At 69.0% G+C, this 20,760-nt stretch carries 16 protein-coding genes; 5 read left to right on the top strand and 11 right to left on the bottom strand.

What is annotated here, in order from left to right; genetic code table 11:
- Positions 1-21 precede the first annotated feature (21 nt).
- Positions 22-678: a transcriptional repressor LexA gene (lexA, locus tag NA3_RS16525; RefSeq protein WP_062964484.1), complete on the top strand. Its 657-nt coding sequence runs from the start codon at positions 22-24 to the stop codon at positions 676-678.
- Between the two features lie 216 nt (positions 679-894).
- Positions 895-1,887, top strand: a complete 993-nt coding sequence (locus tag NA3_RS16520; RefSeq protein WP_062964641.1) for an alpha/beta hydrolase — start codon at positions 895-897, stop codon at positions 1,885-1,887.
- Positions 1,888-1,940: 53 nt separating this feature from the next.
- On the opposite strand, the gene NA3_RS16515 is transcribed toward NA3_RS16520, so the two are convergent.
- From NA3_RS16515 to NA3_RS16505, 3 genes are all read right to left on the bottom strand, one after another.
- Positions 1,941-3,293, bottom strand: a complete 1,353-nt coding sequence (locus tag NA3_RS16515) for a family 1 glycosylhydrolase (protein ID WP_062964483.1) — start codon at positions 3,291-3,293, stop codon at positions 1,941-1,943.
- 83 nt (positions 3,294-3,376) lie between these two features.
- Entirely contained in the window at positions 3,377-5,407 is a 2,031-nt protein-coding gene (locus tag NA3_RS16510; protein ID WP_062964482.1) for a glycosyltransferase family 39 protein, read from the bottom strand.
- Between the two features lie 105 nt (positions 5,408-5,512).
- Positions 5,513-6,775 carry a KasA/KasB family beta-ketoacyl-ACP synthase gene (locus NA3_RS16505; protein ID WP_062964481.1) on the bottom strand — a complete coding sequence of 421 codons (1,263 nt, stop codon included), beginning with the start codon at positions 6,773-6,775 and terminating at the stop codon, positions 5,513-5,515.
- Positions 6,776-7,039: 264 nt separating this feature from the next.
- Between NA3_RS16505 and NA3_RS16500 the strand changes: the two genes are divergently transcribed.
- Positions 7,040-7,321: a hypothetical protein gene (locus NA3_RS16500; RefSeq protein ID WP_062964480.1), complete on the top strand. Its 282-nt coding sequence runs from the start codon at positions 7,040-7,042 to the stop codon at positions 7,319-7,321.
- 108 nt (positions 7,322-7,429) lie between these two features.
- Positions 7,430-8,929 (top strand): flavin-containing monooxygenase, encoded by a 1,500-nt coding sequence (locus NA3_RS16495; RefSeq protein ID WP_062964479.1) that lies wholly within the window; start codon positions 7,430-7,432, stop codon positions 8,927-8,929.
- A gap of 65 nt (positions 8,930-8,994) precedes the next feature.
- Here the strand turns inward: NA3_RS16495 and NA3_RS16490 are convergent, their stop codons facing one another.
- Together NA3_RS16490 and NA3_RS16485 are read right to left on the bottom strand one after the other, a co-directional pair.
- Entirely contained in the window at positions 8,995-10,689 is a 1,695-nt protein-coding gene (locus tag NA3_RS16490; RefSeq protein ID WP_062964478.1) for a hydrogenase maturation protein, read from the bottom strand.
- A gap of 106 nt (positions 10,690-10,795) precedes the next feature.
- On the bottom strand, positions 10,796-12,130 hold the full coding sequence (locus NA3_RS16485) for a family 1 glycosylhydrolase (protein ID WP_062964477.1): 1,335 nt from the start codon (positions 12,128-12,130) through the stop codon (positions 10,796-10,798).
- A 166-nt stretch (positions 12,131-12,296) separates the two neighbouring features.
- Here NA3_RS16485 and NA3_RS16480 point away from each other — a divergent pair, with 166 nt between their 5' ends.
- A complete protein-coding gene (locus NA3_RS16480) occupies positions 12,297-14,603 on the top strand; it encodes a molybdopterin-dependent oxidoreductase (protein ID WP_062964476.1) in 2,307 nt (768 codons plus the stop codon).
- Between the two features lie 57 nt (positions 14,604-14,660).
- Here the strand turns inward: NA3_RS16480 and NA3_RS16475 are convergent, their stop codons facing one another.
- The 6 genes from NA3_RS16475 to NA3_RS16450 all read right to left on the bottom strand — a co-directional run bounded on the left by NA3_RS16475 (position 14,661) and on the right by NA3_RS16450 (position 20,711).
- The gene (locus NA3_RS16475) at positions 14,661-15,305 is read right to left on the bottom strand and encodes a LysE family translocator (RefSeq protein WP_062964475.1); all 645 of its coding nucleotides are present in this window, start codon (positions 15,303-15,305) and stop codon (positions 14,661-14,663) included.
- A 55-nt stretch (positions 15,306-15,360) separates the two neighbouring features.
- On the bottom strand, positions 15,361-15,954 hold the full coding sequence (locus NA3_RS16470) for a metallophosphoesterase (RefSeq protein ID WP_062964474.1): 594 nt from the start codon (positions 15,952-15,954) through the stop codon (positions 15,361-15,363).
- A complete protein-coding gene (locus NA3_RS16465; protein ID WP_062964473.1) occupies positions 15,951-16,628 on the bottom strand; it encodes a nucleotidyltransferase domain-containing protein in 678 nt (225 codons plus the stop codon). The genes NA3_RS16470 and NA3_RS16465 overlap by 4 nt, the downstream gene beginning before the upstream one ends.
- A 182-nt stretch (positions 16,629-16,810) precedes the next feature.
- Positions 16,811-18,337 carry an amidase gene (locus tag NA3_RS16460; RefSeq protein ID WP_227995185.1) on the bottom strand — a complete coding sequence of 509 codons (1,527 nt, stop codon included), beginning with the start codon at positions 18,335-18,337 and terminating at the stop codon, positions 16,811-16,813.
- A gap of 218 nt (positions 18,338-18,555) precedes the next feature.
- Entirely contained in the window at positions 18,556-19,512 is a 957-nt protein-coding gene (locus tag NA3_RS16455; RefSeq protein WP_084491602.1) for an alpha/beta hydrolase, read from the bottom strand.
- Positions 19,509-20,711 (bottom strand): cytochrome P450, encoded by a 1,203-nt coding sequence (locus NA3_RS16450; protein WP_063917530.1) that lies wholly within the window; start codon positions 20,709-20,711, stop codon positions 19,509-19,511. The genes NA3_RS16455 and NA3_RS16450 overlap by 4 nt, the downstream gene beginning before the upstream one ends.
- Between the last annotated feature and the right edge of the window lie 49 nt (positions 20,712-20,760).

Raw genomic sequence — 20,760 nt, 5'->3', positions numbered from 1 at the left:
GCGGCCGTCTACGATTCCCCGGTGACCGGATACGACGACGCATACGACCACCTCGACACCTCCCGGCTGCCCGAACGGCAGCGGCGCATCCTCGGCGTGATCCGGGAAGCGGTGCAGCGCAACGGGTATGCGCCGTCATCGCGGGAGATCGCGGCCGCCGTCGGACTGAAATCGGGCTCCTCGGTGTCGAAACACCTGAAAGACCTCGAGGACAAGGGATTCCTGCGCCGCAGTGCCAGCGTCTCCCGGCCCATCGACGTGCGCCTGTTCCTCGCCCCCGCCGAAAGCCGTGGCGGCGACCAGGATTCGGTGATCGTGCCGGTCGTCGGCGACATCGCCGCCGGCACCCCGATCCTCGCCGAGGAACACGCCGACGACCAGCTCACCCTGTCGCGGCAACTGGTCGGGCGCGGAACCGTGTTCGGGCTGCGGGTGCGCGGTGATTCGATGATCGACGCCGCGATCTGCGACGGCGACATCGTGGTCGTGCGCCGCCAGCACGAAGCCCACTCCGGTGACATCGTGGCGGCCATGATCGACGACGAGGCCACCGTGAAGGTCTATCGCCGGCGCAACGGTCACGTCTACCTCGAACCCCGCAACCCCGCCTACGACGTCATCGACGGCGACCGCGCGGTCGTGCTCGGCAAGGTCGTGTCCGTGATGCGACGAATGTGACGACCTGCTCGACGCGCCCGCCGGATCGATCGCCAAACGGTTGCCGCTGAATTAGTCTGCCCAAGCAGAGGACCGCGCAAGACCGAACGGGATTCGGAGGTGCACGTGGCGAGCAGTAATCGGGCGGGCAGATCGGCGGTGCGACACCGGGTGCGGGGGAGCACCCGGATCGCGACGGTCGCGGCCGCGGCCGTGCTGGCCGCGGTATCGGCGACCATGGCGGCAGGACCGGCCGCCGCGGGCGATCCGGTCGTCGATTCCGCTGCCCCGCTGGCACATCCGGTATCCGCCGACGGATCGAAGATCGTCGACTTCGCCGTCGTCGACGGCCGCAACGTCACCCTGAAGGTGTACTCCGCGGCCATGGACAAACCGATCACGATCAACGTGCAGCGACCCGCCGACGCCTCCACACCGCGTCCGGTGCTGTATCTGCTCAACGGCGCCGGCGGTGGTGAGGACAGCGCCACCTGGGACAACAAGGCTCCCGACGCGCTGAAGTTCCTCGCCGACAAGGACGTCAACGTCGTCCAGCCCGTCGGCGGCGCCTGGAGTTACTACACCGATTGGCGCGCGCCGGATCCGAAGCTGGGCGTCAACAAGTGGAAGACCTTCTTCACCGAGGAACTGCCGCCCATCATCGACGGCGCCCTGGGCACCAACGGCCTCAACGCCATCGCCGGGCTGTCCACGTCCGGAACCTCGGTGCTGCAGTTGCCGATCGCCGCACCCGGCCTGTACAAGTCGGTGGCCGCCTACAGCGGTTGCGCACAGATCAGCGACCCCGTGGGCTACACCGCGGTCAATCTCGCGGTCAACGTGTGGGGCGGCGGCAACACCGTGAACATGTACGGGCCGCAGAACGATCCGATGTGGGCGGCCAACGATCCCTACGTGCACGCCGACCAATTGCGCGGGCTCAACCTGTTCATCTCCAGCGGATCCGGACTGCCCGGACAGTGGGACACCCTCAACGGGCCGTACACGCTGCCCGGACCGGGCGGGCTGGCCAATCAAGTGATCATCGGCGGTGTCATCGAGGCCGCGGTCAACTACTGCAGCCACAATTTGCAGGCCAAGCTCAATGGTCTCGGCATTCCGGCGACCTACGACTTCACCCCGACCGGAACCCATTCCTGGGGCTACTGGCACGACGCGCTGATCCAGTCGTGGCCGGTGCTCGCGGCCGGGCTGCAACTTCCCGCCTGAGCGGCAACCGCCGGGTTCGGCAGTCGGTACGCGGCTGCCGAACCCGGCGGCGTCTACGGCGCCGGTGAGGCGGCCGGATCCGGCAGCATCACCGGCTCGTCGCAACTGGCCGGCGGATCGACCTGAGAACAGGCGACGGGAGCGCGGGTGGGCCGGTAATCGGCGGGCACCCCGCCCGCGCGCACGAGCGAGGCGAACACCTCCACCGCGTCGGTGGGCCGGCGCACCAGATCCGGATCCGAGGTGACATCGACGGTGTAGAGGCCGAAACGGGGTGTGTAGCTGCCCCATTCGTAGTTGTCGGTGAGACTCCAATAGTTGTAGCCGCGCACATCGATGCCGTCGGCCTTGGCACGCTGGATCCAGTACACGGTGTCGCGCAACTGGTCGGCTCGACTGTAGCCGTCCGGGCGGGGTGCGCCGTTCTCGGTCGGCATCCCGTTCTCCACCACGTACAGCGGTTTTCCCGGGAACTGGCGGGCGTAGCGGCGCAGCGCGTAGTAGACGCCCTCGGTCTGCAGCGGCAGCTCCCACATCGCGGGCGCACCCGCCGAGGTCGCCGCCGAGCCGTCCGCGGCCGGAGTGGGGCCGAAATAGTAGTCGACACCGACGAAATCGAGTTTGTCGCGCACCTTGTCGATATACGGCTGGTTCACCTCGGAGTCGGCGCCGGGCACATAGCCGATGTTGCTGGTGACCATCGCCTTCGGATAGGCGGCGTGGATGTCGTCGTAGATCCGGTTGTGGGCCTGCGCGAGCCGGTCCATCGCCGCCGGCCACTCCTCGTGCGAGAGGGCGCCGATGCGGATCTCGGTGCCGAGATAGGCGGCCGGTTCGTTGATCGTGACCCAGATCGGATCGCGAGAACCATAGCGCTGCACCACTTTTCGCGCATTGGTCAGCCAGTCGTCGACCATGCCCTGGTTGCGCCAGCCGCCGCGGTCGGCGGCCCAGCCCGGATACACCCAGTGATCCAGGGTGAGCATCGGGGTCATGCCGGCGGCGTAGACGGCGTCGACGATCCGGTCGTAGCCGGCGAACGCCTGGTCGTCCCATTGGTCGGGATGGGGCTGTACCCGGGCCCATTCGATACTCATCCGGAAGCTCGTGGCGCCCAGGTGCGCGGCGCGCTCGATATCGTCGGCGTAGGTGTCGAGGAAGCGCACCGAATCCCGATACGGTTCGGCCGCACCGGTCGCGATGTAGCGGGTCCAGTTGCTGTCGGGGGCGTGGCCCTCGGTCTGGAACCCGGATGTGGCCACCCCCCAGACGAAGTCGGGGCCCAGGGGAGCGAGGGCCGACGCCGCCCGGCGGACGGGGTCGGCGCCCGCGCGGGCCGGCAGCAGCAGCGCGGCTGCTGCTGCCAGTCCGGTGGCCAGCACCTGGCGGCGGTTCGGCTCTCGCATCCAGCAATCGTAGCTGCGAGATTGCTGAATTCCGGTGTGCGCAAGGGCGTGTCGAGCGCGCGATCGGCCGCTCGACACCGGGCTCAGTGCGGCGGTGCGGTGAGGTCGAAGACCTCGAGACCGCCGAGGTGTTGCGACGTGTAGTGCGCGGACACCCAGGCGTAGATGTCGGTGTTGCCGACCGGATGCCACATCGGCGGCTGCGCGTCGGGGGCCGACGGGGCCGGTGCGGCCGCCGGAGTGTGGGCGCCGCCGGGGGATCGGTGCTGGTCGCGGGTTCGCCACGAATCCGGCAACGTCATCTCGGGCGCCAGATAGTAGGTGATCCGGTGGTCGCGGACCAGGTCCTGGAACCCCGCGACGGTGGGGACCGGATCTTCGGAGGTGAATCCGCCGATGGCGATCACCGGTGTCCGGCTGGCCAGTTCGAGCCCGGCAGCCGGTCCCGAGCGGTCGATGGCCGCCGACCATGTCGTCCGTGTCGCCCGCAACATCTCCACCAGCTTCGGATCGGTGTCGGTACCGCCCATCAGCATGCCGACCTGGCGGCGGAACGGATTCAGTGCTTGCGGCAGGTCCGGATGCGCGGGCCCGACGACCGGACTGCCGCCGGTATGCGACTGCGGCAGCGTCGCCACCGCGTACGCGCTCGACCCGGCCATCGCGGCCAGCACACCGGCGCCCACCGCAGCCGCGACCGCCCGGGCGGGCACCCGTCGCGACAGCGCCGGCAGCGTCGTCAGAACCAGCGCGGCGGCGGCCACGACGGTCACCGCGAGGATGGACCACCGCAGCCACGGCTGCCAGTCCGGATTGCGGTCGAGCAGCACGAAGCCCCAGACGCCGCCGGCCACAACCAGTCCCGCGGCCCCCGCCCGGCCCCACGCCCGATCCCGGCAACGCCACACCTCGGCCAGGCCCAGGACGAAACTGCCGACCACCGCGGGCGCGATGGCCAGGGTGTAGTAGGCGTGCATGCCACCCTTCATCGCCGAGAACGCCACCCCGTCGATCAAGAGCCACAGCCCGAAAACCAGTGCCGCCCCGCGGACGAGGTCGGTGCGCGGATACCTCCATCGCGTGATCAGCACGACGACGAAACCCAGCACGGCCGCCGGTAGCAGCCACGAGATCTCGAATCCGATCTCGCCGGTGAACAACCGATCCGGGCCCGACCCGAACCCGCCGCCACCGCCACCCATGTGCGGCAATTCGTATCCCGGTGGCAGTTCGAAGGGTTTGCGCCCGGTGTGGTTGTGTCCGAGGTAGCGGGCGAAACCGTTGTAACCCAGCACCAGATCCATGAAGGTGTTGTCCTTGGAACCGGCCAGATACGGGCGGGAATCGGCGGGCCACAGGATCGTCAGCAGCACATACCACCCCGACGAGACCACCAGCGCCACCGCGGCGGCCAGCAGATGCGCGATCCGCTTGCCGAAACTCGCCGGGGCCGCCACCAGATACGCCGCAGCCAGCGCGGGCAGCACCATGAGGCCCTCGAGCATCTTCGCCAGGAACGCGAAACCCAATGCGACACCGGCCAATACGAGCCAGCGCGGGCTCGCGTGACGCAACGCGCGCACGGTGCAGTAGGCGGCGGCGGTCATCAGCAGCACCATCACCGCATCCGGATTGTTGAACCGGAACATCAACGCCACCACCGGTGTCAGCGCCAGTAGCAGACCGGCCAGCAGACCCGCGCCGCGGCTGCCGCTCGCGCGGGCGATCGCGCCGTACATCAGTGCGACCGCCGCCACCGCCATCAACGCCTGCGGAATCAGCATGGAGGCACTGGAGAAACCGAACAGCTGCCCGGACACCCCCATCACCCACTGCGAGACCGGCGGTTTGTCGACGGTGATGAAGTTGGCCGGGTCCAGCGAACCGAACAGCAGCGCCTTCCAGTCGCGCGAGCCCGACCATGCGGCCGCCGCGTAGAACCCGTTGCCCATCCCGTTGACGGTGATGTTCCACAGATACGCGGCCGCGGTGGCGACCAGCAGCACAGCGAGCGCGATCCGGTCCCGCCGTCGCGGCGGCGCCAGATCCGGATCCGGCGGACGAGCCGATTCGGGCGATACGGGCACGGCGGTGTCGGCAGTCGTCACTGTCACCGCGGGAGCGTCTCAGCCGATCCGGTGACCACCCTGTCCGAACCCTTGGAGATTGCTGTGAGTTCGGGTGCGATCGGGCGAATCGGGCGCCGAAGCCCGGTGTGGTCAGTACCGGCCGAACAGCACCGCCGCGTTGTGGCCGCCGAACCCGAAGGAGTTGTTCATCGCGAACTCCACGTCGGTGTGCCGCGGTTTGTCGTGCACGATGTCGAGGTCGACCTCGGGGTCCTGATTGTCGAGGTTGAGCGTGGGCGGGATGACCTGATCACGCAGCGTCAGCACCGAGATCGCGGCCTCGAGCGCGCCCACCGCGCCCACCGAATGCCCCAGCGCCGACTTCGGCGCGTACACCGCCGGATGGGTGCCGATGGCGGCGGCGATGCCCTTGGCCTCGGCCAGATCACCGATCGAGGTGCCGGTGGCGTGGGCGTTGACGTGATCGACATCGGCGGCGGCCACGCCCGCGGTTTCGATGGCCCGGCGCATCGCGCGGGCGCAGCCGAGACCCTCCGGGTCGGGAGCGACCATGTGGTAGCCGTCCGCGGTCAGTCCGGCGCCGAGCAGCCGGGCCAGCGGCGTCGCCCCGCGCGCCAGCGCGTGCTCCTCCGATTCGACCAGCAGCAGCGCGGCGGCCTCACCGAAGACGAAACCGTCGCGGTCGCGATCGAAGGGCCGCGACGCCCGTTCGGGTTCGTCGATGCGGGAGCTGAGCGCGCGCGCCATGGTGAATCCGGCGATCGCCATCGGATTGATGTAGCCCTCCACCCCGCCGGCGACGACCATGTCGGCCTCGCCCAGCACGATCGAGCGCCACGCGTGCACCAGCGCCTCGTTGCCCGACGCGCACGCCGATACCGGCGTCACCAGGCTCGCGCGCGCCCCGAGTTCCAGGCCGACCACACCGGAGACGCCGTTGGGCATGCTCATCGGGACCGCGAAGGGGGACACCTTGCGATAGCCGTGTTCGCGCATGGTGTCGTGGGCCTCGACGATGACGTCGGCGCCGCCCAGACCGGTGCCGATGCAGACGCCCAGGCGGTCCTTGTCCACCTCGGGCGCTCCCGCGGTCTCCCAGAGCCGCCGACCCATCGCGTACGCCATCTGCTGGACGTAGCACATGCGGCGCTTGCGCACCCGGTCCAGATCGGCGGTGGGGTCGTGGATCAGTTTGCCGCCGATGGCATTCGGCAGATCGTGGCGGGTGATGTCCTCGTCGGTGAGGGCTTTGATCCCGCTGGCGCCGGAAAGCAGCGCCTGCCAAGTACTTTCGGTATCCGCGCCGATGGAGGTGGTGATCTCCACTGCGGTGACGACTACCTCGCGGAAGCCGCCGTGGCGGGTGTTGAAGCTGGTATCGAGCGTGCGCACGGTCGTCGATTCCTCACTGTGTCGGTCCCTCGTTTTCCCCGGACACGAAACTCGGCGGCACCCGCGGCCGCCGGTGACCTCGCCGTCATCGGCCGCCGGCCCCGCCGCGCGGGCGGTTGGTGCGCCTGGGTCAGCCTAGCCCTCCGGCCGCCCGCAGCGGTGGAGAAACGAAGATGCCAGAAATTTGCCGGAGGGGTAGCGTTGAGGGTCACGGATGGGTGCGTCCGCAGCGGTGCGCCCGACCGGACGGGCTAGGGGAAGGGCGTGCCCGAGATGACTGTCAACGCTGTTCACGACATGGTTACGGCTCAGCTGGACAATGTGGGGCCGCAGGCTCCACCGGGCGCGGGGGTGACGACGGCGCTGCTGCGAAATCTCATCTGGTTGCATTTGCTGGCGACGGCGATCGCGGTCGGTTGCTGGATCCATCTGGCGAGTCGGCGCGGGGTCGCGCGGGCCACGGTGTCGCGGGTGGCCGTGGGTGTCGTGGCGATCGGGCTGGCCACCGCGGGCGCCGGGGAAATTCTGGGCGCGTCCATGCAGTGACCGTGCCGCCGGACCTGCCGCGACTAGACGTAACCAGAAATAACACGTAACCTTCGGGTATCCGGACGGCGAGGTCCGGGCTGACATTCGGACGAAACGGATACCTCAATGACGCGGCATGTCGACGTGTTGATCATCGGTGCGGGACTGTCCGGGATCGGGATGGCCTGCCATCTCAGCCGGGAGAACACCGGACGCAGCTACGCGATCCTCGAACGGCGCAGCGCCATCGGCGGCACCTGGGACCTGTTCCGCTATCCGGGCATCCGCTCGGACTCCGACATGCTCACCTTCGGCTACGGCTTCCGTCCCTGGATCGGCACCAAGGTGCTCGCCGACGGACCGCACATCCGCCAGTACATCGCCGACACCGCCGAGGAATACGGCGTCACCCGCCACATCCGCTTCGGCCGCAAGGTCGTGAAGTCGAGCTGGTCGAGCACCGAGCAGCTGTGGACCACCGAGGCGCTCGACGAGCAGACCGGCGAGACCGAGACCTACACCAGCAACTTCCTGGTCGGCTGCACCGGTTACTACGACTACGACCAGGGCTTCCGCCCGCAGTTCCCCGGTGAGGAGAACTTCGGCGGGCAGATCGTGCACCCCCAGCACTGGCCCGAGGACCTGGACTACCGCGGCAAGCGGGTCGTCGTCATCGGCAGCGGCGCCACCGCGATCACACTGGTCCCGGCCATGAGCGAGGACGCCGCGCACGTGACCATGCTGCAGCGCTCGCCCACCTACATCGCGCCGCTGCCCGCCGAAGACCCCGTCGCCGTCGGCATGAAGAAGGCGAAACTGCCCGCCGCGCTGGCTTACAAGACCGGCCGCGCCCGCAACATCGCCCTGCAGCGCGCCAGTTTCGCCCTCTCCCGCAGCAACCCCGCCCTGTCGCGCAAACTGCTCCTGCAGGCCGTGCGGGTCGCCGTCGGGCCCGACGTGGACATGCGCCACTTCAGCCCCAGCTACAACCCGTGGGATCAGCGGCTGTGCATCGTGCCCAACGGAGACCTGTTCAAGGTGCTGCGCAACGGACGCGCCTCGATCGTCACCGACCGCATCGCGACCTTCACCGAAACCGGCATCCGCCTGGAATCCGGCGAGGAACTGCCCGCCGACATCGTGATCAGCGCCACCGGCCTCAACATCCAGATGCTCGGCGGCGCGGCGATCGACGTCGACGGCACCCCGATCGCCACCCGCGATCTGGTCGCCTACAAGGGCGCGCTGATGAGCGGGCTGCCCAACGCCATGATGATCATCGGCTACACCAACGCCTCCTGGACGTTGAAGGCCGATCTGGCCGCCGAATACTTCTGCCGGCTGCTCAATCACATGAAGGCCAAGGGGTATTCGACCTTCGTCGCCGAAGCCGAGGAGGCCGACCGGGCGCCCGAGTCGATGATGGGCGGTGCGCTGACCTCCGGCTACATCGCCCGCGGTGACGCGGTGATGCCGCGTCAAGGCCGCCGCGGTCCGTGGAAGGTGATCAACAACTACTACCGCGACCGCGCACTGCTTCGCAAAGCCGACCTCGAAGACGGCATCCTGCGCTTCGGCACCCGTTCGGCGGCCGCTCGCCCGGTCGCCGAATCCCGTTCCGCCTGACCGACGTCGCGCGGAACTCCGTCCGGTCGCGGCAGCGCACGGCCACGACCGGACGGACCCGGCGCTCAGCCCAGCAGGTGTGCGGGAGTCGCCAGCGGTTTGGTGTTGGCGACGAATTCGCGCCGCAACCGGTGATAGGACTCGCCGTCGCCGAAGAAGTTGCGGTGCATATGCGCCAGCTCCTCGGCCCGATACCGCGCCAGCGGCTTGACCGCCTCGTCGGCCGCGCGGCGCTGCTTCTTCGCCAGCAGGAGGTTCTGCAGTTCCGGTGCCGCCGCGAGGTTTTCGGCCTCGCGGCGAACCTGTGCCCGGAACCGCTCGGTGGAGCCTTCGAACACCTTGTCCACCAACCCCACTCGCGCCGCGGCCCGCGCGCCGACCGGCAGGGTCCGGGTGGTGAGTTGCTCGGCGACCTCCGGGCCCACCCGTTGCGGCAGCGTATAGGTCCAGTACTCCGAACCGTGCAGGCCCATCAGCCGGTAGTGCGGATTGAGCACCACCGATTCCCGGCACCACACGTGATCGGCGGCCAGGGCCAGCATCACCCCGCCGGCGGCGGCATTGCCCGCCAGCGCCGCGACCACCAGTTTGTCGGTGGTGGTCAGAATCGCCTCCACCACATCGTCGATCGCGTTGATGTTGCGCCACGACTCCTCGGCCGGATCGGCGGCCGCCTCGATCACGTTGAGATGGATGCCGTTGGAGAAGAAGTCGCGCCGCGGCCCCAGCACCAGCACGTCCACCGGCCGATCGCAGGCCTCGCGATACGCGGTGAGCAGCCGCCGGCACTGCCGGGTGTCCATCGCGCCACCGGGATAGGCGAATTCGAGATAGCCGACGCCCGCGTCCTCGTGGTAGCGCAGCTCCGACCAGGTGTCACGGACCGCCGCCTCGGCGGGGGAGACCGGGACCTCGGGAACTCCGGCGGGCAGATCGGCGCCCAGCGCGTCGGTGGCCGGCATCTTGAACGTCACCGGTCCGCCCGGCACGCGGCGCGGGCGCAGCTGCGGCAACCACACCGCACCGTCGACGGTCGCCCGGCAGATCGCGCCGTCGCGGGTGGCGATCACCGCGCCCGGCTCGCCGCGCAGCCGATCCTCGTAATGGCCGCCGTGGACGAAGTATTCGCGGCCGAACAGTTCGTCCAGCACACCCGGCTGGGAATCGGCCGCGCGCAGCGTGCGGATCACGGTCGCGGTATCGGCGGTGGCCCACTCGATGCGACGGACCTGCTGGGTGAGGAACGGCCGCAACCGGCCGGTGACGTCGGGGCGGTCGTAATCCAGCGGTTCGGGCACGTAGTCGCCGGATGCGAAGCGGCGCACCGCGGTCAGCACCGCCTCGACCGCCGCGTCGGACACCTCGTTGCGATACAGCTCGCTCTTACCGCACGGCGCCACATCGAAGCCCACCGACGCCCAGATCGGGCCCGCGTCCATCTCGGCCACCGCCTGCAGCACCGTCACACCCCACCGGGACGCACCCTCGGTGATGGCCCAATCCAGCGACGACGGCCCCCGATCGCCCATCGGACCCGGATGCACGATGAACACCGGATGCTCGGTCCACACATCCTCGGGAATCGCCGTGGTGAGCATCGGCGCCAGAATCAGATCCGGCCGGAAACGGGCGACCCGGGCGCGGAGCAGATCGTCGCCGAGCGCCAATTCGACGCCGACCTCGTGATCGCGCTCCCGCAATTCGGCATGCACGCGCTGGGTGAGACTGTTGAATGCGCTGGCGACCAACAGGATGCGCACGAGCTGTCCTCCATCAGGGTGTTTCGTCGGCCCGTGACCGGACCGCAACAATTGCCCCTCTGAAACTAGCCCCAGCGCCCGGCGCCCGCATACCGGGTGGGGGCGATCAATGCGGCACGGTCACCGGATCGGCACAGCTGCCGGGTATGTCGACGAGGGAACAGGCCACCGGGCCACGCGTGGGACGGTAGTCTGCGGGAACCCCGCCCGCCCGTGTGATCGCGCGATAGGCGTCCACCGCGTCGGTGGGCCGCCGCGTCAGGGTGGGGTCGGTCAGCACGTCGACGGTGTACAGCCCGAAGCGCGGTGTGTAGCTGCCCCATTCGTAGTTGTCGGTGATCGACCAGTAGTTGTAGCCGATCACGTCGATGCCGTCGGCCTTGGCGCGCTGGAGCCAGTACACGGTGTCGCGCAGGTCGTCGCCGCGGGTGTAGCCGTCGGGGCGTGGCGCGCCGTTCTCGGTCGGCATACCGTTCTCCACCACATACAGCGGTTTACCGGGGAATCGTCGCGAATAGTATTCCAGCGCATAGTAGATGCCCTCGGGTTGCAGCGGCATCTTCCACAGCTGGTCGAGGTCGCCGGGTGACAGCCGGGCCAGGTCCTGCGGGGTGTGACCGTAGTAGTAGTCGATGCCGACATAGTCGAGTTTCGCGGCGATGGCATCGATCATCGGGCCGTTGACCACCGGCTCCGCCGTGCCGACGATGTAGGCCAGGTTGCTGGTCACCAGGGCGCCCGGCTGCACCCGGTGGATGTCGTCGTAGATGGTGTTGTGCGCCTGGATCAGTCGCTGCTGCATGGCGGGGACGTCCGCCGGCGACAACCCGCCGTTGCGGGTTTCGTTGACGATGTAGAACGCCGGCTCGTTGAACGTGACCCACAGCGGATTGCGAGAGGCATAGCGCTGCACCACTGTCCGCGCATTGGCCAGCCAGTCGCCGAGCATCGCCGGATGCGCCCAGCCGCCGCGGTCGGCCGCCCAGCCGGGATACACCCAGTGATCCAGGGTCAGCATCGGGCGGATGCCGTGCGCGGCCATCGTGTCGAGAACGCTGTCGTAGAACGCGAATCCGGCCTCGTCCCATTCGCCGGGCCGCGGCTGCACCCGTGCCCATTCGACGCTGATGCGGTAGACCCCGACGCCGAGCCCGGCGGCCAGGCCGATATCGGAGCGATAGCCGGTGAAGAAATCGACCGCATCGTGGTAGCGGTCGTAGTCGGGATGCGCGGCCACGTACCGCAGCCAATTGCTGTCGGGCGCATGGCCTTCGCACTGGAATCCGGCGCTGGCCACACCCCACAGGAAGTCGCCACCCAGATCCGGCACGGTGACCGGCGGAGCCGGGCGGGCCTGGGCGAAGGCGGCGGGACCGGCCACGGCGGCAGCGGCCACGGCGGCGAACAGACCGAAAGCCTGGCGACGGCTGACGTTGCGCATCGAACTCCTCGGCATCTGGTAGGGACGCGTCCGGGCACGCCGGCCCCGGTCGCCGCCTCCACACGCGCGGACGCGGCGCAGTCATTCTGACGCGCTGTTGGGCGAGTGTCCAGGTATTGCGGAATTCGGTCGAACACTGTCGGTGCGCGCGGCTAGGGTGGCGGCCATGGCCACGCACATGACGCATTGGGGAGCGTTCGACGCCGTCAGCGACGGTGAGCGGCTGACCGAGGTGCGGCCCTGGCCCGGCGACCCCGAGCCCACCGCGCTGATCGGCAATGTGGCCTCGGCGCAACATCATCCGACCCGCATCGACCGGCCCTACGTGCGCACATCGTGGCTCGAGCACGGACCGGGCGCCTCCGGGCGCGGCGGCGATTCCTATGTTCCCGTGAGCTGGGACCGGGCATTCGATCTGCTCAGCGGCGAATTGCGCCGGGTCTACACCGAATTCGGCCCCGAAGCCGTCTACGGCGGTTCCTACGGCTGGGCCAGCGCGGGACGATTCCATCACGCCCAGAGCCAATTGCACCGGTTCCTGAACTGCCTGGGTGGCTACGTCCGCCACGTCAACAGCTACAGCCTGGGCACGTCCACGGTGTTGCTGCCGTATGTCGTGGGGCCGCTGTTCGCGCTGCTGGGCCGTTTCACCGCCAAATCGGTGATCGCCGAACACACCGAACTGGTGGTCGCGTTCGGTGGTATCTCGCCGAAGAACGCCGCGGTCAATCCGGGCGGCGTGTCCCGCCACCACACCCGAGACTGGATCGAGAAAGCCCGGCGGCGCGGCTGCCGGTTCGTCACCGTCTCCCCGCTGCGCGACGACACCGCCGAGGTCGCGGAGGCGGAGTGGATCAGCCCACGCCCGGGCACCGACGCCGCGCTGATGCTCGCGCTGGCCCAGGTCCTCGACGCCGACAGCCTGGCCGACACCGCATTCTTGAACTCCCACACCGTCGGATACGAGCGGTTCGCGCACTATCTGCGTGGCACGGCCGACGGCGTCGTGAAGGATCCCGCCTGGGCCGCCGCGATCACCGGGGTGCCGGCCGAACGCATCCGGGCGCTGGCACACGAGATGGCCGCGGCACGCACGCTCGTGACGGTGAGCTGGTCGCTGCAGCGGGCGCAGTACGGCGAGCAACCGACCTGGCTGGGCGTGGTGCTGGCCGCCATGCTGGGCCAGATCGGATTGCCCGGCGGCGGTTTCGGACACGGCTACGGATCCTCGGCGAGTGTCGGCGAACCCACCCGCACCCTGCCGTTGCCGCGACTTCCGCAGGGCGCCAACCCCATCGACCGCTTCATCCCCGTCGCGCGGATCGCGGATATGCTGCTCGCACCCGGCACCCCGTTCCGATACGACGGACGCGAGCTGCGCTATCCCGATATCCGCCTGGTCTACTGGGCCGGCGGCAACCCCTTCCATCACCATCAGGACCTGGCGCGCCTGCGCCGCGCGTTCGACCGGCCCGAAACCATCGTCGTCCACGACGCGTTCTGGACCGCCACCGCCCGCCACGCCGATATCGTGCTGCCCGCCACCATGACCATCGAACGCGACGACTACGGCACCGGCGACAACGACGGCATCCTGTTCCCCATGCCGGCGCTGACCCGCCCGCACGGACAAGCCCGCGACGACTACGACATCTTCGCCGCATTGTCCGAAAGGCTCGGCACCGGAAAGGAATTCACCGAGGGGCGCACCACGGGCGAATGGCTGCGCCACCTGTACGGGCAATGGGTGTCCGACCTCGGCGAGCGGGGGCGCAGCTTCCCGGACTTCGACCGGTTCTGGTCCGGTTCCGGTATCGAACTGCCCGTCGCCGACCCGCCGCAGGTGGCGTTCGCCGACTTCCGTGCCGACCCCGGCGCACATCCGCTACCGACACCCTCCGGGCGCATCGAGATCTTCTCCGAAACCATCGCCGGATACGGCTACCCCGACTGCCCCGGCCACCCGGTCTGGCTCGAACCCGACGAATGGCTGGGAAGCGACGCCGCACAAGACTTTCCGCTCCAACTGGTCGCCAACCAGCCGCGGACCAAACTGCACAGTCAGCTCGACATCGGCGCACACAGCCGGTCGGTGAAGATCCGCGATCGCGAACCGGTGCGCCTGCATCCCTCGGAAGCCCGCGCACGCGGACTGGCCGATGGCGATATCGTGCGCCTGTACAACGACCGCGGCTCCTGCCTGGCCGGACTCGTCGTCGACGACGCGGTCGCACCGGGCATCGCGCAACTGTCCACCGGCGCCTGGTACGACCCGGACCCCGCCGATCCGTCGTTCTGCCGGCACGGCAACCCGAACGTGCTCACCGCCGACCGCCCGTCCTCCACGCTGAGCCAGGGCAGTACAGGACAACTGGCGCTCGTGCAAGTCGAGGCCTATCGCGGCGCGGTCCCGGACCTGACCGTGCTCACCCCGCCGCCGATCGTGCCGGACCTCGAGGACGTCAGCTCGTAACCGCCTGCCGGGCACCGGCTTTCGCGCGATCCGCCGCCCACACCCGGTGATCCGTGGTCAGTCCTTTCGTCCGGTCAACGCCAAGCTGGTGCCGAGTCCGATCATCACGAGTCCGCCCGCGCCGCCGACGGCGGCAAGTCGCCGCGGCGAACGCGCGAACCAGGCGCGCGCCGCTCCGGCGGTCAGTGCCCAGGTGGAGTCGAAGATCAACCCGAACAACGGAATACACAGCCCGAGCACCAGCATCTGCCCCGGCACCCAGCCGTGGTCCGGGTCGACGAATTGCGGCAGCAGCGCGGCGAGGAAGACCACGGACTTCGGGTTGGCGAATCCGACGACGAGGCCGTCGCGCACCATGGTGACACTGCCGCGCCGGAGTGCGGGCACCTCGGCGGTGAAGGCTTCCACCAGTCCGGCCCGACGACGGATCGCCTGGACACCCAGATAGATCAGGTAGCTCGCACCCACGAGTTTGACGGCGGTGAATACCGTGGCCGACGCCGCGACGAGCGTCCCGAGCCCGAATGCGACCGCGGCGACCTGCATATAGACGCCGACCGCGTTGCCGGCCACCGTGAACAGTGCCTCCCGCCGCCCGACTGTGATTGCCCGGGTGATCGCGAACAGCACGCTCGGCCCGGGCACGACCACGAGCACCACAGCCAATCCGGCGAATTCGAGCAGACGATCCGGCGCCACCATGCCACGACCCTAACGATCGGACGGGCAGGCCGACCATCGCTTTCGGGAAGCCTCCTCAGCCGGTACGGGCGATGGTTCGGCGCACCCAGTCCAACGGCACCGGCGCCAACTCGTGCGCGTCGAGGCCCACGTGGATCATGCGCCCGCGGATCCGCACCGAGCTGTGGGTGTGGCCGTGCAGCAGCCAGCGTCCGGCATTGTCCCCGGTCGCGGGCAGCCGCCACTCCTCGAATCGGTTCTCGGCGGTATGGTCGCCGTCCGTGGCCCCGTGAAACGGGAAGTGCGACAACAACACCCGGTGACCGTCGATCCTGCGGACCGCGGACTGCTGCACCGACGCGAACGTCTCCAGATAGATCCGCTGCCAGCGATGGGCGCGGCTGCGCATCGGATGACAACCGTCGTGATTCCCCGCCACCAGATGCTTCACCCCGGGCCGCTGCGACATCCACTCCAGAGCCGCCATCTGCGCTTTGGTGCCGCCGACGGAGATATCACCGAGCACCCACACCTCATCCTCGGCACCGACCCGGCTGTCCCAGCGCTCGGCGAGCGCGGCATCGTGCTCCTCGGGTGTGTCGAATCCACGCAGGCCCGACACCAGCCGATGTCCCACATGGGGGTCGGCGAGGAACCACACCTCGCTCATCGCGTCTCCTCGTCCAGATAGGCGCGCCGGATGCGTTGCAGCAGCGACTCGATCGGTTCCTCATCGGGCTCGTGCCGCAGGGCCGATGTCGTCTGCTCGAACGCCCCCTCGTACTCGGCGAGCACCGCCCGCACCGGAGTCGCCCCGTCGGTCGCGGCGCGCTGCCCGAACTCGAGATAGCGTTGCGGATCCGGCACCCGGATCGGCAGAAAGCCGGTGGCGTAGAGCTGATATCCCTGCCACAGCAGTCGCAGCGTGTGCCGGGCCTGTTTGGCGCGCCGGTCCGGCGATGGATGCGGGCGCTGTTCCAGATCGCGCAGCTGCGCGGCGGCGTACCCGACATACGCACGGCGGACCCGGCCCGCCGACGCGAAACATCCACGCAGCGACACGAGTTCGCGCCCGAAAGGTGTGGCGACCGTGTAGGTGTCGAGCCACAGCACTTCGTAGGCGGTCGGATTGCACGACAGCATCAGGGCCATCGCCTTGCCGATCTCGTGGTAGACGGCGTCGTCGCCACCGCGGCCGGTGCGGCTGGTTCGCGCCGGTGGATGCAAGCCCAGCAGCGCACGCGTCGGTTCCGCGTAGATCCCCGCATAGTCGGTATCGCTCGTCGCCGTCGCCAAACCGTAGGCCTGCGACCCGACGACTCCTTCCAACAGCAGATTCCGCACCTGCTCACCCCCGTCCTACACCTTGCTGCTCCGCTACGGCGACGCCGCGACCCGAAGCGCACCGGCACGATCGCCGGAGAGGCAACGATAGTGCGTGCGAACGGCTACGCGCACACGGATTTTCGCCGGCGTACACGCCGGTGCGCAGGCCCGGCGGCAGGCACCGGTCCGATGCGTGCGCGCTACGGTGACTGGAAGCCGCCGATCTTCTCCTCGAGCAGTTCGGCCAGCCGCAACGGGGTGCGGTCCTCGAACATCGGGCCGATAAGCTGCACTCCCACCGGCAGGCCCTCGGGGGAGCGGCCCGCCGGTACGGCGGTCGCGGGCAGACCGGGCATGGTGGCCATACCGGCCCACACGAGCTGGTCGAAGTACGGATAGGCGACGCCGTCGATGTCGATGTGCCGGTCCTCCAGGTCTCCGTGGTGGTCGTGCGGGTAGGCGGGAGTGGGCGTGATGGGGCACACCACGGCGTCGAACTCGGCGAACAGCTGCCGCCAACCGTGGCGATGGAGTTCGCGACCGTTGTTCGCCGCGACCCAGTCTCGGTGGCTGAGCACCATGCCGCGCAACCGCGCCGCATCGAGACTCCGGTCGTCCGGGCTCAGGGCGGCGGCCCGGGTCCGCAGCTGCCGGTACACATCGAGCGGAAGACCCGCCGCGGCATTCGACAGCATCAGCTGCATGTACAGCGTCGCCGCGTCGGTCGGATCCGGCAGCAGCGGGCTGTGTCGTTCGACGCGGGCGCCCTCGTCGACGAGCGCCTCGGCGACTCGGTTCACGCCCGCCCGCACCGCCGATCCGGTCGCGATGAGGGGATGGTCCTCGATGATCAGGACACGGAAGTCGGCCAGCCGATCGTGGCGCGCGGGCGGCAGTGCGACGTCGTAGGCGAGGCCGTGGGTCAGTGGGTCCGGTCCGGCCATCACGTCGAGCAGCAGGGACAGGTCGCGGGCGGTGCGCGCCATCGGGCCGACGACAGCCAGGTCGAGGTCGATCGGCAAGGCCGGCGCGGACGGGGCGACCATCCCGCGGGTCGGCGCGAGCCCGAGTGTCGGCTTGTGCGCGTAGACGCCGCAGAAATGCGCGGGCGTGCGCAAGGAACCCGCGAGGTCGGAGCCGATGGACAGCGCGCCGAATCCGGACGCCAGGGCCGCCGCCGACCCTCCGGACGACCCACCCGACGTGCGGTTGTGATCCCACGGATTGTTGGTGGTGCCGTAGATCTCGTTGAAGCTCTGGATATCTCGCAACATCACCGGCACATTGGTTTTGCCGAGGATCACAGCACCGGCCGCCTTCAACCGCGATACCTGCACCGCGTCCTCGGCCGGTACATAATTCGCGTGCTGCGGCATGCCCCAGGTCGTGGGCAGCCCGGCGATATCGTAGGACTCCTTGACCGTCACCGGAATGCCGAGCAGCGGCCGGTTCTCGCCGCCGGCGCGCGCCTGGTCGGCGGCGCGCGCGGCGGCCCGAGCATTGTCGAAGTCCGGCACACAGATCGCGTTGATCGCCTTGTCGTCGCGCTCGATACGAGTGATCGCCGCGTCGGTCAGTTCCACCGACGTCACCGCACCGGCACGCAAGGCAGCCGCGATGTCTTCCGCCGACTGAAAGTTCCACTCCATGAATTGGAAGGTATTGGCCTGCGCCAGGGGGCATAAAATGCCGCGTCGCGCAAAAGGGAAATTCGATTTGCCCGACATTCGGTGCGAATCAACGCATTCCTTTTGTCATATCTCCAGGTCGCAGTATCCGTAAAGTCCCGACCCTGCCGGCGCAAGCCATGAAATGCGCTTTCGCGCAACGGGTTAGATGTCACAAGGACTACCGTGTTCCGTCCTGGCCGCGAACTGTTCGACCGGTCGTCGGTCACGACGGGCGGCGAGACCGGTGCCGGCCAGAAAACGCAATTGATTCCGATTCATCGTCGCGGCGGTGTGGTCGCGGCGGTGCGGATTGCGTGCAGCGCCTCGCGGTGCAGGTGCCGGGTGATCGCGGTGCCGGGTGCGACAGTGTCGAAGCCGTGGAAGGCGCCGGGGATGACGGTGAACTGGCTGTCGACCCCGGCGCCGGTCAGGGCCCGGTGGTAGCGAACATTCTGGTCGTGGAGCAGGTCGAGATCGCCGACGGCGATCCACGCCGGGGGGAGTCCGGTGAGATCGCGGCGATGAGCGGGCACCGCGTCGGCGGGATCGGCGCCCGTGAGATAGCTGTCCCAGGCGAAGGCGTTGCTGCGCGGTCCCCACAGTCGATGCCGGGTGCTGGTGTCAGGCAGTGGGGTGTGGTCGAGCATGGGATAGAACAGCAGCTGTTGTACCGGGATCACGGGCCCGTGATCGAGGGTGTGCGCGGCGAGTGCGGCGGCGAGGCCGCCGCCGGCGCTGGCTCCGGCGAGGATGATGCGGCCGGGATCGACGCCGGGCCGGGAGGCCAGCCATGTCAGGGCGAGGTGGCAGTCGTGTAATGCTGCCGGGTAGGGGTGTTCGGGGGCGAGCCGGTAGTCGACGGAGGCGACGAGAACTCCTGTGCGGGTGGCGATCTGGTGACACCAGCGGTCGTCCTGGGCGGCGGTGCCGAAGACGTAGCCGCCGCCGTGGATCCATAGCAGTGCCGGTCCCGGTGCCTGGTCGTCGGTCGTACCGAACACGCGGACCCGCACACCCCGGTCGAGATCGATGACTCTAGCGGCGGGATGGGGCCGGATGCGTGCGGCGATGCGTCGCATGATCGGCAGCGTGCGGGGGCCGATGGACTCGCGCGGTAGGACCAGCGCGTAGGGGCGCAGGTCGGGGTGGAAGTGGCGGTGGTCGCGAAGTCGAGCGATCGGTCCCGATACCAGGTCCGAGCCGAGGGTCCGTGGGCTCGGTGCGGCGATCATGCGGGGGTGACCGACAGGTGCAGATGCGCCAGGCGGCGCACGATCAGGCTGGGTACGTAGACCGGTTCGCGGTCGCGCAGTGTGACGGTGGCGGTGGCGTCCAGCAGTGCCCGCACGGCCTGGGTGGTTTCTTTGCGGGCGAGGTGAGCGCCGAGGCAGAAGTGGATGCCGCGGCCGAAGCTGTGATGCAGTTTCGGCTGAGCACGGTCGAGGTCGACCCGCTCGGGTTGTTCGACGATGCGCGGGTCGCGATTGGACGCGCCCCACATCAGCATCAGTCGCGCGCCCTGTTCCAGTTGCACCCCGGCCAGGCGCGTCGGTGCGGTGGTGACACGGAAGTGGCCCCGGAACGGGCTCTCGATCCGCACCGCTTCCTCCACCAGTGCGGCGATCCGGTCGGGCTCGGCGCGCAGCGTGGCTTGCAGATGCTCATCGCAGGCCACCATCCGCACCGCGGTGCCCAGAAGGCTCGCGGTCGACTCCGCACCCGCGGTGACCAGCTGCACCAGCAGCATCGCGCCCTGATCGCGGGTCAGGGTTCCCGAAGCGACCGCAGCGGCGACGCTGCCGAGTATCCCGGCGTCCTGCCCCGGGTGGGCCTGGTCGAGGCGCTCGCCCAGATACCCGACGAACTCGAGCACGGCGAGCGCGGCCTGCCCGGCGCGTTCGGGACTTGCGACCCCGGACACCAGATCGATCGCCGCGTCCGACCAGTCGGCGAGGCGCTGATGGTCTTCGCGTGGGAGCCCGATCAGCTCACCGATCACCTGCACCGGCACACGGTGCGCGACCGCGGCCATCCAGTCGCCGCCGCCGGCAGCGACCAGCCCGGCCACCGCCGGGGCGACCGCGGCATCGATCAGCTCGCTCGTCTCGGCCACCGCACGCGGGCTGAACCGCGACATCACCAGCGCCCGCTGCGCGGTGTGCGTGGGCGGATCCGCGGTCGCCAGCACATCCACTCCGCCACCGGCCTCGACCACCGACACCGTCGCCGACCCCGCCGCCGACAACACCGCGACCAGATTGCTCGAATAGGTCTGCGGATCGGCCAGCACCGTGCGGATCGCATCGAACCCGAGCACCACATACAGCTGCTGATCAGGCAGAAAATGCACGTCCCCAGCGACACGCAACCGGTCGAGCAGCGGATACGGGTCCTGCAATGCCTCGGGGGAGAACACGTCGGGAACAGTCATCGCAACCAGCCTTTCACACGTTGTATAACACGTTATACAACGTGTTCCC

Origin of the sequence: Nocardia africana NBRC 100379 (assembly GCF_001612635.1) — a bacterium.
In the GTDB taxonomy this organism is placed as follows: domain Bacteria; phylum Actinomycetota; class Actinomycetes; order Mycobacteriales; family Mycobacteriaceae; genus Nocardia; species Nocardia africana.
Note: the sequence above shows the minus strand (reverse complement) of the source record. Positions and strands in the feature narration are given on the sequence as shown.